The sequence below is a fragment of the Pseudanabaenaceae cyanobacterium SKYG29 genome, from assembly GCA_025055675.1.
Lineage (GTDB): Bacteria > Cyanobacteriota > Cyanobacteriia > Pseudanabaenales > Pseudanabaenaceae > M5B4.
On the sequence record JANWWT010000002.1, the window covers coordinates 1 to 14,037 of the forward strand.

The following is a 14,037-nucleotide window of genomic DNA, read 5'->3' on the forward strand; positions in this document are numbered from 1 at the left end:
GCTAAGACCAGGTGGCGTAATAGTCCTAGATGACTATGATGTCTGCTCTTTTCCTGGCGTGTTCATTGCGGCACAACGATTTGCTAGACGGAATAGTTTGCCTGTGCAAGTAGAGGGAAAAAAGTGTTTCTTTGTGAAGACTGTTTCATTGCAGCAAGAGGTGGAAACTTTGAAGAAGAGAGTAGCTGATTTGGAAGATTTTATTGCTATGGCTTTGGCTTTAGAAGGTGCGAATGATAATGAATAATTGTATGCATAATGCCGATTGGGATTTTTACAACTGGACACAAACCCAAAGTCAGCTCCTGCAGCAAAAGCACTGGGACAAGTTAGACTGGCAAGGACTGATAGAGGTGCTAGAAGACATGGGACGTGCAGAGAGACGGGAGTTGGAAAGGCGATTGGAAGTGTTAATTTTGCATCTCCTCAAATGGCAATACCAGCCTAGTCTACGTTCCCGGAGCTGGCAGCTGACCATACGGGAGCAACGTTTACGTTTACAGATGTTGTTGGAAGATAGTCCAAGTCTGAAGCCATACCTGAGTCGATGCCTGGCAAAAGTTTATCGTCTAGCAGTCATCGGTGCGGAGAGAGAAACAGGTTTAGACAAATTCCCTAGTGAATGTCCTTACAACTTGGAAAAGATTATGACAGAGGAGTTTTTGCCTAACAATTAGTTCGCCGTATAAAACAGTAAAATTTAAAATTATTCACCACTGAACTTCGATCGCAGGTCTCTGTCTAGGTCTGTCTTTGGGCGGTTAGGGAACTTTGCTATAGAAAGCGCAATTGCATTACTACTTGTGGTATTCTAAATCATGAGTTCAAGGGATTTTCTATGCGATCGCCCAAGCTAATCAACAACGACCTAAGAGTTTTGCTGAGTTGGGAACCTAACCCATATCAGGTACCTCCAATTCAACTGTCTTCGAATCAGATAACGCTATGCACTAAGTTTGATCAACAAGTTTTTAAGACATTTGATACAGTAACCCTTCATGGTATTACACCTACGGAGCCATACGATATACACCAGTTTGTTAGAGAGGAAGTAGGCTATAAGGAAGACTTTGACCTAGTGATAGTTACAATCTCTGGCATTGCAAGGAACTTACCTTATAATGTCCAAGAATTTGGATGCCCAACAGTAGCCATAATCTGTGACTCCCATCATGGATATCTTGGTCCAATAAGGCAACTTTTGACCTATCTTAGTTTGGAAAGGTATGATTATCTGGTATTCCCCTACTGCAGGCAACATATTCACTGGTTTTATGCTTGTGGATTCGACAACGTTTTCTGGTTACCACTCATCACAATGACTACTGTTAGCCATGAGTTTGTAGAAACAAGGATGGATAAGATAGCTTTCGTATGCGGTCACCCTAGATTTCATCCCTATCGACATAGGGTTATGAACTATATATCTAAAGAGTCACTTCCAATTGAAATTGGTTCACTCAATAGGCTTGAATCTGCTGAAAAATACTCTAAATATCTAGCCTCTGTTCATTGCAGCCTGAATGGTGACCTTGCCTTGCGAAATCTGGAGATTGTTTCAGCCGGCGGTTTTCTATTAACAGATAAGCTATCTCCACAGTCGGGGTTTGAATACTTACTTAAGCCAAAAGAGGATTGTGATGTCTACTCTTCAGTTAGTGAACTAGTAGAAAAAATTAGATACTACCTAAACCACCCCTATGAAGCTATTGCTATGGCAAGGAATGCATACACAAAGTTTTTTAGTTATTTACACCCAAACTACAGGATAAATGAGTTGTATAGTCTTATTTTTAATTCAAGTGTATCTAGCCCATTTTTAAATAATCATGACTCAAGGCTATTAGTTAGTAGACAACATTATGATTTGCTTGAGATTAGAGTTACAGTTTATGAGCAAGTTCAAGAGCTGCATAAGTTAGAGGACAGCATCACTGTACTAGTTGGTCATGACTGTCCACTCATATTTGCAGTAGACTTGGTTGACCTGTGCAGAGCAAGTATTCACATACACAAACTAGACTTATCCAAAAAACAAGCTCTGGAAGAACTTGGTATATCGTCTCAAATTGATTGGATAGAAGATCAGGATTTAAGTAGCGTTTTATGGGATATCTACATTTTCAAAACTCCTTTCCAGGGTGTAAGGTCGAGGTTTAGAATTAACGTGGCAGCTGATAGCCAGACGATTTATTCTGATCTAGATTGTTTAAGCAGAATATGCCTGTTGCCCATCCAGTACAAGAATCAGCAAAGTAACCTTATCACTTACCTTCGTGATGAAGCTAGTCTTGCCCTAATTGATCAAATCTTCAACAAAGCACGTTACCCAATTCTAGACTTTGTTGGGGATGTCAATACAATTGTTGATATTGGTGCTAAGATTGGCTTAGCAAGTGCATTTTTCAGAGCTAACTATCCCACAGCCAAAATATACAGCTTCGAACCTGATCTAGCTGCTTTTCTCCTACTGCAAGAAAACGCTAGAAAATTAGAGAACTGTTATACTTTCCCCTTGGAGCTTTACTCAGCTGAGATTGTGCAGGGGAATGTGGTTTCCGTAGATCAAGCACCTGATTCTAACTTTAAGCGGGCTGATAAGTTTCTTCGTGAGCAGGGACTGGAGAATATAGATGTACTTAGGATTGATAGGGAAGGTTGTGTTGAAGTACTAAAGAACATCTTGTCTAGTGGTTTTACACCTAAGGTGGTCTATGCAGAGTTTTACTCTGAGCTCGATCGGAGGCTAATTGACCAGCTTTTGGTTTCTGACTACATGTTGTGGCAGGGATTAATTGAGTCGGGAAACCGTGGTAGTTTGTGCTACGTGAGGAGGGAATTACGCAACTAAATTCTCAGTGCATAAACTCCGATCGTAAATCTCTATTCAATAGTTCTTCAACTGCTTGACAGGGGGTAATCTTTGCTTCTAATAGGCGATGTACTGTCTTGCAAATGGGGGCGTAGATATGGCTCTTCTGAGCAATTACTTGAGCGGTGTAGATTCCTTCTGCTGTTCCTTCCAAGTGCGAAAGAATATCTCCTAACTGCTGCCCATGCGCCAAACCCAGCCCCACGCGATAATTGCGGCTCAAAGCACTATTGCAGGTGGCTAGTAAGTCCCCCAATCCTGACAGTCCCCAAAAAGTCTCAGGTTTTGCACCATAGTCGACTCCAATTCTGATGATTTCGGGCAAGGCTCTGGTAATAAGGGCAGCTTTGGCATTAGCTCCCAACTTCAATCCATCGCAAACCCCCACAGCGATCGCTATGACGTTTTTCAGGGTGCCACCCAATTCCACTCCCAAGGGGTCGGGATTAGTGTAGAGGCGAAAGTTACGACTGGAGAGGGCTTTTTGAACAGTCTGAGCTACTGTTATATCCTGGCTGGCAACTACGGAAGCAGCGGGTAACCCCTGGCGAATTTCTGTAGCTAAATTGGGGCCGGAAAGCACAACGATCGGTGTTGTAGGTAAACAGGTCTGCCAAATCTGACTGGGAGTGCGTCCTGTAGTCAGTTCCAGTCCCTTTGTGCCACTGAGGAGGATAGTATGGGGAGGGAGACCGATCGTTCTTACTTTGTCTGCTACTTCAGGGACTCCTTTCATGGAGAGAGCAACTATTATCAAATCTGCCCCTGCTAAAGCCCTAGCCAAGTCATCCGATCGGGTCCAGACCTTTACCTGGTGTTGTTGTCTTTGGCATAGTTCTGCGAGGGTAGACCCCCATGCCCCGCCCCCCAGAATCGTGACGTTCATTTCGGCAAGCTCAATGTCTGCTAGAGTCGTTCCTGTCCCTTGTGCAGGACTTTGTTGTAGATGGCGAGGTAACCCGACTTGAGGGCACTGGTGGGACTAAGGGTATTGAGGTCACCACTAAGGATGCGGCTGGAGTGGACGCTGTAGATTTCGTAATTGCTCCCCTTGTAGGCGTAGTCCGCTACATCAGTATATTCTTCGCCACTGGTGAGATGCCATTTGCCATTAATGAGCGTGAAGTGATAGTCAGCCGTATCATTGACATTGACACCAGCGGGACGATCGATTTCCGCCGCAATCGTGGCTTGGGTGGGGGAATCTATCCTCAGGGTGAGGCGACGAAAGAAACAACTGTCATTGGTACAGAAACGTACCTTGGCCATCTGGTCTTTGATGGCTTCTAGGCGGGCAATTTCAGCAGGAGTAGCAGCCAGGACTGTTTGTTCAACCAGGCAGAGGAACAGACAGGCTATGACAAAGATGCGTCCCATCATCCTTCTTTGATTTCACCAGTTTCGCTGTTGAGTCGATCGACTAGGATTAAATCCGAGGCTTCTTCCAATTCAGGCACAAATTCTGTTCCCTTGAGGCGCATACCCAATTCAAATAAAATTTCTGCCATGTCATCCTTGGAGACTTTGCTCCCACTGAGGGCAGACAGGCGGCGCTCCAATTCCTCCTGGATATACAAACGCAACGATCGGGACTCTTCCTGCAATTTGTCGCGGGTCTCCACGATTTCTTCCCTGAGGGTAGCGGTGGCTTGCTCTAGGTCTTCTGTGAGCTTGTCCACACTAGCAGTAGTCTTGCGATTTAACCGATCGATTTGTTGCCGTAGGTCATTGCGTTCTGATTCGGCGGTGGTTTGCAGAGTGCGGATTTTCTTTTCTAGGGCTTCCACTGCTACCCTCAATTCCGTGGTAAAGGACATTTTTAGTTCGTGAATCCGATCGCGCAATTCTTGATGGACGTTGGCTAGGTCACTCTCCAACTTTTCAAAGCGATTGTTATATTCCCGCAGCTGCGCGCCAAAAATAATATCACGAATTTGGTCGATGTTCCCCAGTTTTTCGTAGGCTTCCTCCCGCCGAATTTGACTGACCATAACTCCTCCAATGCCTCATTGCTGTCTATGATAAGTCTAAACCTCCAAATCCTCTAGGGTGGCGCGATAAATTTCTGGCATTTGCTCCCTAAATATGGCTTTGATCTGACAGGCAAGGTCGTAGTGTTCTTTCTGGGTGCCACTGGCTGGATTTGCCCGCACTTGTAAGTAATGTATCCACGATCGGACTGTGCCTGCCATGTACAGCCGAGTCATTGCGGAGAGCGGGAGAATGCCTCTAGCACACTCCTTGGCAATGCCTTTTTCTAGGGCCGTTTTGTAGAGGGCTTGCACTCGATCGTAAAGTGCCACTACCTCTTGGTGCCACCAGTCTTTTAGTTCTTGGTCGAGGTCATCAATGGAGTTCTGGCGATTAGTGGGGTCTTGGCGACGAATCTCTGGGACGGTTAATTCTTCTGCTTCAGTTCGACCTAGCTCACCGAGCGCTGCATACCGCAGGGAAAATTGCTGAAAACTGAAAGATTTATGACGGAGAATTTGGGTAGCGATCGCTCTGGTGGTGTTGATTTCTACGCACATGCTAGCCATTTCAAAGATGCTCCAGTGTTTATGGCGGGCGCAGTAGTGCAACAACTTAGCGGTATTGGGGTTGTCTTGATTTTTGGGGTTAGAAACTCTGGCACAGTAGGCGATCACCCGTTCTGCTTCTGGCGTGATCCAAATCAGTCTAACACTGTCCATCAACCTTCTATGTCCAAGTCCATGGCTGCGGAGCCGCCCTTTGCCAACTCCACCATCATTTTAGTGAGCTGCCGCCACACAAACCAGCCACTACCCACCGTCAGAGCAATAGCCACAGGATAAGCCAAGCCAGGGGGAAAGCCAAAAATCTCTAGCCCCGCCGCCAGGAACATACCGATCGAAACAGCCATCCCCCCATAGGGCACTTGAATCGGCAAGCCATCAATTTCTAAGGTAGTTTTACCGGCTGACCAAGCATCTACCCGCTGACGCAAGGACACCTCAAAGGCACGACCACAGGCCAGCGCTGCCAACAAAGCCACTACAAACAGGAGATAGGGGGGATCACTAGGAAAGTAATAATTCATACCCAAGCGTCTAAACCAGGAATAGTATAGGCTACTGCAAGCGCCACTGCACAGAATCTCGATGGGAAGTTAGCCCCTCTACCTCTGCCAACACAGCGATCGCTTCCCCTACCTCCCGCAGCGCCTCCTCACTGAATTCAATCAAACTGGAGTGCTTCATAAAGGTTTCTACTCCCAAGGGCGAGGCATAGCGTGCTGCTCCACTAGTAGGCAAAGTGTGATTGGGACCAGCTAAATAATCCCCTACTGCTTCTGGCGTGTAGTGCCCTATAAAAATTGCCCCCGCATGGCGAATGGACTGCACTAACTCCCAGGGCTCAGCTACAGCTAACTCTAGATGCTCTGGCGCAAATAGGTTAGACAGCTCCACTGCCGTTGTCAGACTATCAGTTACGATCGCTACACTATTGTTGACGATCGATTTTTCCAGTAATTCCTGACGGGAATGGTATTTGAGCTGATGGCTGACTTCGTCCGCTACCTGCTGGGCGAGACGATGGGAAGTGGTCAACAAAATAGCAGCAGCCATAGTGTCGTGTTCTGCCTGGGCAAGCAAATCGGCACAGACAAACAGGGGATTAGCAGTCTCATCGGCAATAATTAGCACTTCAGAAGGGCCAGCCAGGGAGTCAATGCCCACTACCCCATAGACTTGTTTCTTTGCCAAAGTGACGTAGATATTGCCTGGACCAGTAATTACATCCACCTTGGGGATTGTCTCTGTCCCGTAGGCTAGAGCCGCGATCGCTTGCGCTCCCCCCACCCGATAGATTTGATGCACACCGGCAATTTGGGCCGCTGCCAGAATTGTGGGAGAAATAGTGTTGCCCTTGCCCGGAGGTGTAACCATAATGATTTCCTTGACCCCCGCCACCACCGCCGGCACCGCATTCATCAACACCGTACTGGGATAGGTAGCTTTGCCCCCAGGAATGTAAATACCCGCCCGATCGACAGGTGTATATTTTTTGCCGAGGACCACATTCTTTGCTTCAAAGGTCACCCAACTCTGGGGAACGCGTTGCTGGTGGAATTTGACAATCCGATCGTGGGCAAGATGGAGGGCACGGGCTAGTTCAGGGCTGAGTTGTTGATAGGCGGCATCGATTTCTGCCCCCGTGACCCGCAGCTGGCTAGGCGTCAGTTCTACCCCATCAAACTGAGCGGTATATTCCAAGAGAGCCTTATCCCCTTGGCGGCGTACCCGTTGCACAATTTCACTGACAGTAGCTTCCCGGTTACTCATCTGGTCATCGAAAAGACGGTTAGCAATCCGCCTTAGTTCTGCCTCTGCATCTGGGAGATTAGTGATGATTCGCAACATAGCCGACACCAGAACGGGGTGAATACAGATAGCCTAGCACAGGTAAACCCTCGTCTTGATTATAGCTAATTGTTTTGCTAGCGGGGGATTTGCTGATAGATAATTGCCCCAGACTGCAGTGTTAGAGGTAGAGCTAATACCTATCAACAATCATAGCTAACCCCGATCGTCTAATTTGATGCGCGGATCGACTAATTTCAGTAGAATATCGGCGATCAAGTTGCCCAACACCAGCATAACTGCTCCTAGCATAAATCCCGCCATGGCTAAGTTGGTATCTTTTTGCCGCACCGCTTCATAGAGTAATTGTCCCAATCCCGGTAACCCAAATAACAATTCTGTGATGAAGGAACCACTGAGTAAACTTGCCAACTGAAATCCCAGCAGTGTCACTAAAGGGTTGACAGCATTGCGGAGGGCATGGACATAAATTACCTTAGTTTCTGGTAGTCCCTTAGCACGGGCAGTGCGGACATAGTCTTCCTGTAGCACGTCTAATAAATTCCCCCGCATTAATCTCTGTAACCCAGCAAAACCTATTAGGAAAGCTGCAGTTACTGGTAGGGCTAGATGGTAAGCAATATCAACTACTTTGCCCAAGAAGTTGAGGTCATCATAGTCTAAACTACGTAAGCCGCCTACAGGAAATAAGCCACTAGTCTGGGCAAAAATTAACAGCAGAATAACCATAATGAAGGCAGGAAACCCCTGTAACAGATAGCTAATGAACTGCATAAACCGATCGATAAAATTATCCCGATTTACGGCTGCCCAAATCCCCGCAGGAATAGCAATTAACCAGGTAGAAATAAGGGCACTGAGGGAAAATAACAGTGTGTTACCCGCTCGCTGGAGGATGAGTTGAAAAACAGGGGCATTATCTTTACAAGTACGACCCAAATTGCCCTGTGCCAAGTTAAACAGCCATCGTCCATACTGTTCGACAAAAGGACGATCGAGACCCCTACGTGCCCTTTCGGCGGCAATAAATTCGGGAGATAAACTTTGATTTAACTGCAAATCAGCTAGGCAATCCCCAGGGGAAGCATAGAGGAGTAAAAAGCTCAAAAATGAGACTAAGAGAATTACTAGTAATCCTTGGCCTAGCCGTACAACTACAAAATTTAATAGTCCCCGTTCCTTCATGGCTACTGACAAATCCTACTGATCATTTGCTGCGCTTGATACTGATAGCTACCACCAAACAAGTTAAAGTGATTTAAGATGTGGTAGAGATTGTAGAGGGTTTTGCGCTGTTGGTAGCCTGGTTCTAGGGGAAATGCCTGTTGATAGTAGTTATAAAACTCAGGGGCAAAGCCACCAAATAGCTCAGTCATAGCAATATCCACTTCCCGATCGCCGTAGTAGGCAGCAGGGTCAAAAATCACAGGCTCCCCATCTGGATCGAAGCCATAGTTTCCTCCCCACAAGTCCCCATGCACTAAAGAGGGAAAAGTGCGATGATTAGCGAGTAATTCATATACCCGAGACTGTAACTTATCCCAACTGACAGGGGAACGAAAGCCTTTACGATCGGCTAATTTCAGCTGATATAAAATACGGTGTTGCCAAAAGAAATCCGCCCAGTTACCCGTCCAAGTATTGATTTGGGGAGTCTCCCCAATAGTATTCGATCGATGCCAACCGTATTGTTTAGCCTGAACGCGATGCAAGGCTGCCAAATTTTCCGCCAAGGCCCGCCAATCTTTTGCTCCCTGTAGATCAATCCACTCCAATACCAAATAGGCATAATTCTGACTAGTGCCCCAAGCGATGGGGGTAGGTACACGAATTTTTTGGGTACGGGCAATTTCCTGTAGGGCTTCTGCTTCTGCCTCCAACATGGACATCTTACTGGCAGCATTCAACTTCACAAAAAAAACATAGCCCCCCAGTTGCAATTTGTAAGTCTGATTGATGCTCCCTCCCCCCACTAAGCGCGTCTGCGGTGTTGGCATCTTTTCCCCATATAGGCGACTCAAATGGTCAATAATTTCCTGCCACATGGTTTATCCTTAAGATTGGTGACCATAAGACTAAGATTATGCCCGACTCGCCTGAATTTAAGCAACTTGCCGATGCTGTCGCCCAACTTGCCCACACCACTAACCTGATTGGACAGAGCCTGCTCCGTGTCATGCATATCGTCAGTCAACAGGATACTCGCTTCAACCATATTCTTGAAATTCAACGCCAGCTAGCCGACACACAAAAGAGTCTTTTAGAAACACAACAATTGTTGAGGGCAGGGCAGGAACGGCAGGAGCGTTTGCTAGAAGCCTTACTCAAGCAGCAAAAGGAAGCATGATGTGAGTAATGTTTGCTAAGTCCAGCAGAGACGCAGTTGATGAGCGCAGTCGAGGAGCGGTATTTCTCGATCGGGATGGTGTCATTAATGAAGAGAGGGGCTATATCAGGGATATTGATGAATTAGTGTTGCTACCAGGGGCAGCCCAGGCAATCAAGATGTTGAACAATCGAGGGATATTCTGTTGTCTGGTGTCTAATCAGTCGGGGGCAGCTAGGGGTTACTATCCCCTCTCCCACATTGAGGCACTGCATCAACGATTGCAGGAATTACTCTACCAAGAAGCCGAGGCCTTTCTCAATCACATCTACTATTGCCCCAGTCTCAGCCCTGAGGAAGGGGGAGTCGTCCCCGAATTGACCTACTATTCCACCTGGCGCAAACCCAACACAGGCATGCTCGTAGCAGCTGCTTGGGCACATAACTTGGACTTATCCCGATCGGTGGTCATTGGTGATAAAGCCACGGATATTGACATGGCCCATAACGCGGGCTGCAAGGGAGTTTTGGTGACTACAGGCTACGGCAGAGAGGTTTTAGCTGGTACGTACCAACACCCCGTCCAACCGGACTACATTGCCAAAGATATACTAGATGCTGTGCGGTGGGTCATTAGCAATTGTGAGTTCTAGCCCCTGCCTGCATAGCTTGCCGTGGTTAAACCCCATAGCAACCAATTGGGAAAGTGGCACAGAGATCACCTATGCTGAAAAAAAACTGATTCATAGTAAAGATGTCGAGTTAAGAAAAGCAGATGAAAAGACCGATCGATCACAGCCAAGCCCAAAATCTCTGGCAAGTTCTGCAAAAGGTAGCTACTGTTTATCCTGATATCCCCGCCTTGGTGAACCACCATCCGCCCTATCCTGTACAGATGACCTACAGGGAAATGGTGGCAGAAATTAGGAGGTTTGGGGCAGGTTTACGACAGCTAGGGGTTAAAGCCGGTGCCCATGTGGCTCTATTTGCTGACAATTCTCCCCGGTGGTTTATTGCCGACCAGGGTGTTTTAGCGATCGGGGCTGTGGATGTCACCCGTAGTTCCCAGGCAGATAAACAGGAGTTGTTATTCATTCTGCAAAACAGTGATAGTGTGGCTCTGATTGTAGAAGACCTAAAAACCCTGCGCAAACTGCAACCGCAACTAGATGATTACCATCTCTCTCCCATCATTTTGTTATCTGATGAAGAGGGATATTCGAACTACAAGACAGTGATTGAAATGGGTAAAGAGGGAGATTTGGGGGATGAACAACCCGATCGTTCTAGCCTGGCGACTCTGATTTATACCTCTGGTACGAGTGGTTATCCTAAGGGAGTGATGTTGACCCACGGCAACTTTCTCTATGAAATTACAGCTGCTTTAGATGTTGTCCATCCCCAGCCAGGTTATCGGGTATTAAGCATTCTGCCCACCTGGCATTCCTACGAGCGCACATTCGAGTATTTTATTCTTTCCCAGGGGTGCACCCAAATCTATACCAGCATTCGCACCTTCAAAGAAGACATCAAAAAGCATAAACCCCACTACATGGTGGCTGTACCGCGCCTATGGGAATCTGTCTACGAGGGCATTCAGAAGAATCTCAAAACGAACAAGAAGCGCCGACTGATCGAATGGTTTTTAGCTGTCAGCCACAAATACATCTACGCCCAACGCACTAGAGATGGTCTCAATTTACGTAATCTCAATCCCTCTGTTATCGATCGGGTTCTCGCTACTATTACTTCTTTTGTTCTGTTACCGGTGCATCTGTTAGCCGATCGGCTAGTCTATCGCAAAATTAGGGAAGCTACGGGGGGTGAAGTGCGGTTCTTTGTCAGTGGGGGTGGTTCGATCGCTGACCATTTAGAAGACTTCTTTGAAGTGATTGGCATTGAGATTTTGGGAGGCTACGGCTTGACCGAAACTTCTCCCATTACCCATGTCAGACGAAAACACCGCAATCTACGGGGTGCTGATGGTCAGCCCCTACCCCAAACAGAAACCCGCATTGTCGATCCCGAAACAAAGAAGGACTTGCCCTTCTATCAACAAGGATTGATTCTCATTCGCGGTCCCCAGGTCATGCAGGGTTACTACAAAAATCCTGAAGCAACCCAGAAAGTGATTGATGCAGAAGGCTGGTTTAACACAGGGGATTTGGGTTGGATGACTCCCCAGGGTGACCTAGTTATTACTGGTAGGGCAAAAGACACGATCGTTTTAACCAACGGCGAAAACATTGAACCACAACCCATTGAAGATGCTTGTTTGCGCAGTCCGTACATCGATCAGATTATGTTAGTTGGTCAAGACCAAAAACATTTGGGAGCATTGATTGTGCCCAACTTCGATCGTTTAGCCCAAGATGGCTACATCCCTGCTGACCGCCAACCCCAGGAACTCATAGAGCATATGCGCAATGACACTAGGATCATTGACTTATTCCGTACAGAACTAAACCGAGAGGTGAAAAATCGACCTGGTTATCGACCAGACGATCGGATTGTGGTCTTTCACTTGTTGGCAGAACCTTTCTCCATTGAACAGGGGACAATGACCCAAACTCTGAAAATCAAACGCAATGTAGTGATGGAGAAGTATAAAGATGTCATCGATCGGATGTACGCCAGCTAATTTGTGGTAAAGTGGGGAGCAGGGGTGGAAGACCAAAATTATGAATAAAAGTTTATCCCTCAGCCTGCTCCTCAGTTTTTTCTTACTCCAGGCTAGCCCTGCTCTCAGTCGTTCCTCTGGTGGGAGATCAAGGGGTGGTTCTTTTAGAGGTGGTCGTTCTAGCAGCAGAGCACGATCGAGTGCACCCACGACCAGACGATCGAATCAATCGAGTTCTTCCTCAGAAAATCGTTACAGGTCAAATAGGTCAACTTCTTCCTACAGGAAGCAGACTGGATCAAGTATCCGTGATCAACGCTCCTATACTCCCACTGCTCCATTACCAACAGAATCAGCATGTGAGGAATCAGCCATTAATCAAACTACTGATCAACCGAATTGCCAAAGACAGCAGATACAACCAACCCATACTTATTCTCCCAGTGGTAGCATCTACAATCAGTATTCTCCCAGTGGTGGTAGCTACAATCAGTCTTTCCCTTTTGTAGTTGTCGGGATTTTTTCGGCAGTAGTGATAGTCTGTTTGCTGGCTTTGCTTGCTGTACAAAAACAATCCAGGGCACTCGATAGCGATGAACGTTTGTTACCACGGGAAATCAGAAACAATACAGTTACAGTCAGTATTTTACAAATAGCAATTTATGCCATTGCCCGATCGGTACAGCGTGAAATTCGTCAACTATCGGATATGGCTGACTTTGACACGAGAGAGGGATTACGGGAATTCCTGAGGGAAGTAGTAATTGTTTTGCAACGCAATTCGGATGCCTGGGCTTATGCTCTGGGTCAGTCAGAGGTGGCAGATAGAGAGAGAGCAGAGCGGGGATTTGAGGCTTTGTCCGACAGAGAACGGATTAAATTCAGTATAGAAACCTACTCCCGTGTGGGCAAAAAGCGTCGACTGAAAGATAACTACATGAATAATAGTGATGAGGGCGTACCAGAATTTATTGTTATCACTCTACTAGTTGGTACAGAGCATGACAAACCTCTTTTCCCCAAGGTAAAAACTCGTGCCCAAGTCCAGGCTGCTCTTAATGCCTTCCTATCCATTCCCCTTGACTACTTGTTGGCAGTTGAAGTTCTCTGGACACCAGCATCGGAGCAGGACAGTCTGACCAAAGATGACCTTCTTGCCGATTACAGTGATTTGGTGCTCCTCTGATAGAGTTTATCACTTTTACGAGCAGGGTAGAAGCAGTGAGAAGTGGATATAGTTTAGAGACACTCATACGATTGCTAACCTTGATTTAGATATTACTTGTGTTAGAGTTTCTGGCAAATTGCTCTCAATCTCTCCAGACTCTAGCACCTTACCGCTAGTAATTTAGACTATACACAACTCTAGCTCTGGCAACACAACGGCTGGGGTTTCAACGATTACAGCACTTCCAACAGGCGATCTATAAATTGCTAGCTGAATGCCAGAATGGTCTCAGTCTGCTGCAATTGAGATATATTAAAACTATACTAATTGACTACCTATGCATCTCAGCGCATTAGAGCTATTATCGGAAGGTGTAAATGCCTCTGTCTGGTTAATTCAAGATACAAGGTAATTATCCATATATCCGCGAATGGAAGAGGCTGAGGAGCCACCAGAGCTGCTGTGTTTGCACACAAAGTCCTCACTCTCGCAGACAATTCAGATTTCTGGGATAATGAACAGCCACTGAAATCACCAAATAAATAGTTTTGTATTTCATTCCACTTATCGCCAACAGCCTTAATCAGAGTGTCAACTGCCATAACTGATCTCCTGCCATCAAGGTTGCCCCAGTGAGTTTTCCCAGTTTAAGCCGTTGTTTAGGGAAGTTGCACAATATTAAGAATATTTTAGGGGGTGGTCAAG

15 protein-coding genes are annotated in these 14,037 nt (G+C 46.5%); 7 read left to right on the top strand and 8 right to left on the bottom strand.

Going from position 1 to position 14,037, the window contains the following annotated elements; genetic code table 11:
* The 3 genes from NZM01_04695 to NZM01_04705 form a co-directional block, all read left to right on the top strand.
* Window positions 1-247, top strand: a 247-nt coding sequence (locus NZM01_04695) for a hypothetical protein (GenBank protein MCS6959325.1), incomplete at its 5' end; no start/stop codon positions are given.
* Window positions 240-677 carry a DUF29 domain-containing protein gene (locus NZM01_04700; protein ID MCS6959326.1) on the top strand — a complete coding sequence of 146 codons (438 nt, stop codon included), beginning with the start codon at window positions 240-242 and terminating at the stop codon, window positions 675-677. The genes NZM01_04695 and NZM01_04700, both read left to right, overlap by 8 nt.
* A 161-nt stretch (window positions 678-838) precedes the next feature.
* Window positions 839-2,851 (top strand): FkbM family methyltransferase, encoded by a 2,013-nt coding sequence (locus NZM01_04705; GenBank protein MCS6959327.1) that lies wholly within the window; start codon window positions 839-841, stop codon window positions 2,849-2,851.
* A gap of 4 nt (window positions 2,852-2,855) precedes the next feature.
* Here the strand turns inward: NZM01_04705 and NZM01_04710 are convergent, their stop codons facing one another.
* The 8 genes from NZM01_04710 to NZM01_04745 form a co-directional block, all read right to left on the bottom strand.
* On the bottom strand, window positions 2,856-3,758 hold the full coding sequence (locus NZM01_04710) for an NAD(P)H-dependent glycerol-3-phosphate dehydrogenase (protein ID MCS6959328.1): 903 nt from the start codon (window positions 3,756-3,758) through the stop codon (window positions 2,856-2,858).
* A 20-nt stretch (window positions 3,759-3,778) separates the two neighbouring features.
* Window positions 3,779-4,252 carry a hypothetical protein gene (locus tag NZM01_04715; protein MCS6959329.1) on the bottom strand — a complete coding sequence of 158 codons (474 nt, stop codon included), beginning with the start codon at window positions 4,250-4,252 and terminating at the stop codon, window positions 3,779-3,781.
* The gene (locus tag NZM01_04720; protein MCS6959330.1) at window positions 4,249-4,863 is read right to left on the bottom strand and encodes a hypothetical protein; all 615 of its coding nucleotides are present in this window, start codon (window positions 4,861-4,863) and stop codon (window positions 4,249-4,251) included. The genes NZM01_04715 and NZM01_04720 overlap by 4 nt, the downstream gene beginning before the upstream one ends.
* Window positions 4,864-4,899: 36 nt before the next feature.
* Window positions 4,900-5,565: an FAD-dependent thymidylate synthase gene (gene thyX, locus NZM01_04725; GenBank protein MCS6959331.1), complete on the bottom strand. Its 666-nt coding sequence runs from the start codon at window positions 5,563-5,565 to the stop codon at window positions 4,900-4,902.
* On the bottom strand, window positions 5,565-5,933 hold the full coding sequence (locus tag NZM01_04730) for a hypothetical protein (protein MCS6959332.1): 369 nt from the start codon (window positions 5,931-5,933) through the stop codon (window positions 5,565-5,567). The genes thyX and NZM01_04730 overlap by 1 nt, the downstream gene beginning before the upstream one ends.
* 31 nt (window positions 5,934-5,964) lie before the next feature.
* Window positions 5,965-7,257 (bottom strand): histidinol dehydrogenase, encoded by a 1,293-nt coding sequence (gene hisD, locus NZM01_04735; protein MCS6959333.1) that lies wholly within the window; start codon window positions 7,255-7,257, stop codon window positions 5,965-5,967.
* A gap of 156 nt (window positions 7,258-7,413) precedes the next feature.
* Window positions 7,414-8,403 carry an ABC transporter permease gene (locus NZM01_04740; GenBank protein ID MCS6959334.1) on the bottom strand — a complete coding sequence of 330 codons (990 nt, stop codon included), beginning with the start codon at window positions 8,401-8,403 and terminating at the stop codon, window positions 7,414-7,416.
* Window positions 8,404-8,405: 2 nt separating this feature from the next.
* Complete coding sequence (locus NZM01_04745; protein MCS6959335.1) at window positions 8,406-9,263, bottom strand: fructosamine kinase family protein; 858 nt, start codon at window positions 9,261-9,263, stop codon at window positions 8,406-8,408.
* 38 nt (window positions 9,264-9,301) lie between these two features.
* Between NZM01_04745 and NZM01_04750 the strand changes: the two genes are divergently transcribed.
* The 4 genes from NZM01_04750 to NZM01_04765 all read left to right on the top strand — a co-directional run bounded on the left by NZM01_04750 (window position 9,302) and on the right by NZM01_04765 (window position 13,350).
* Entirely contained in the window at window positions 9,302-9,565 is a 264-nt protein-coding gene (locus NZM01_04750; GenBank protein MCS6959336.1) for a hypothetical protein, read from the top strand.
* A gap of 8 nt (window positions 9,566-9,573) precedes the next feature.
* Window positions 9,574-10,197, top strand: a complete 624-nt coding sequence (locus NZM01_04755; protein MCS6959337.1) for an HAD family hydrolase — start codon at window positions 9,574-9,576, stop codon at window positions 10,195-10,197.
* Window positions 10,198-10,319: 122 nt separating this feature from the next.
* A complete protein-coding gene (locus tag NZM01_04760; protein MCS6959338.1) occupies window positions 10,320-12,185 on the top strand; it encodes an AMP-binding protein in 1,866 nt (621 codons plus the stop codon).
* Between the two features lie 40 nt (window positions 12,186-12,225).
* Entirely contained in the window at window positions 12,226-13,350 is a 1,125-nt protein-coding gene (locus NZM01_04765) for a DUF1517 domain-containing protein (protein ID MCS6959339.1), read from the top strand.
* Window positions 13,351-14,037 lie beyond the last annotated feature (687 nt).

Excerpts from the sequence above, each read along its gene's own strand:
- thyX (MCS6959331.1), bottom strand. The coding sequence starts at position 5,565 with ATGGACAGTGTTAGACTGATTTGGATCACGCCAGAAGCAGAACGGGTG.
- NZM01_04740 (MCS6959334.1), bottom strand. The coding sequence starts at position 8,403 with ATGAAGGAACGGGGACTATTAAATTTTGTAGTTGTACGGCTAGGCCAA.
- NZM01_04715 (MCS6959329.1), bottom strand. The coding sequence starts at position 4,252 with ATGATGGGACGCATCTTTGTCATAGCCTGTCTGTTCCTCTGCCTGGTT.
- NZM01_04700 (MCS6959326.1), top strand. The coding sequence starts at position 240 with ATGAATAATTGTATGCATAATGCCGATTGGGATTTTTACAACTGGACA.
- NZM01_04765 (MCS6959339.1), top strand. The coding sequence starts at position 12,226 with ATGAATAAAAGTTTATCCCTCAGCCTGCTCCTCAGTTTTTTCTTACTC.
- NZM01_04745 (MCS6959335.1), bottom strand. The coding sequence starts at position 9,263 with ATGTGGCAGGAAATTATTGACCATTTGAGTCGCCTATATGGGGAAAAG.
- NZM01_04720 (MCS6959330.1), bottom strand. The coding sequence starts at position 4,863 with ATGGTCAGTCAAATTCGGCGGGAGGAAGCCTACGAAAAACTGGGGAAC.
- NZM01_04710 (MCS6959328.1), bottom strand. The coding sequence starts at position 3,758 with ATGAACGTCACGATTCTGGGGGGCGGGGCATGGGGGTCTACCCTCGCA.
- NZM01_04705 (MCS6959327.1), top strand. The coding sequence starts at position 839 with ATGCGATCGCCCAAGCTAATCAACAACGACCTAAGAGTTTTGCTGAGT.
- NZM01_04755 (MCS6959337.1), top strand. The coding sequence starts at position 9,574 with ATGTTTGCTAAGTCCAGCAGAGACGCAGTTGATGAGCGCAGTCGAGGA.
- NZM01_04750 (MCS6959336.1), top strand. The coding sequence starts at position 9,302 with ATGCCCGACTCGCCTGAATTTAAGCAACTTGCCGATGCTGTCGCCCAA.
- NZM01_04730 (MCS6959332.1), bottom strand. The coding sequence starts at position 5,933 with ATGAATTATTACTTTCCTAGTGATCCCCCCTATCTCCTGTTTGTAGTG.
- hisD (MCS6959333.1), bottom strand. The coding sequence starts at position 7,257 with ATGTTGCGAATCATCACTAATCTCCCAGATGCAGAGGCAGAACTAAGG.
- NZM01_04760 (MCS6959338.1), top strand. The coding sequence starts at position 10,320 with ATGAAAAGACCGATCGATCACAGCCAAGCCCAAAATCTCTGGCAAGTT.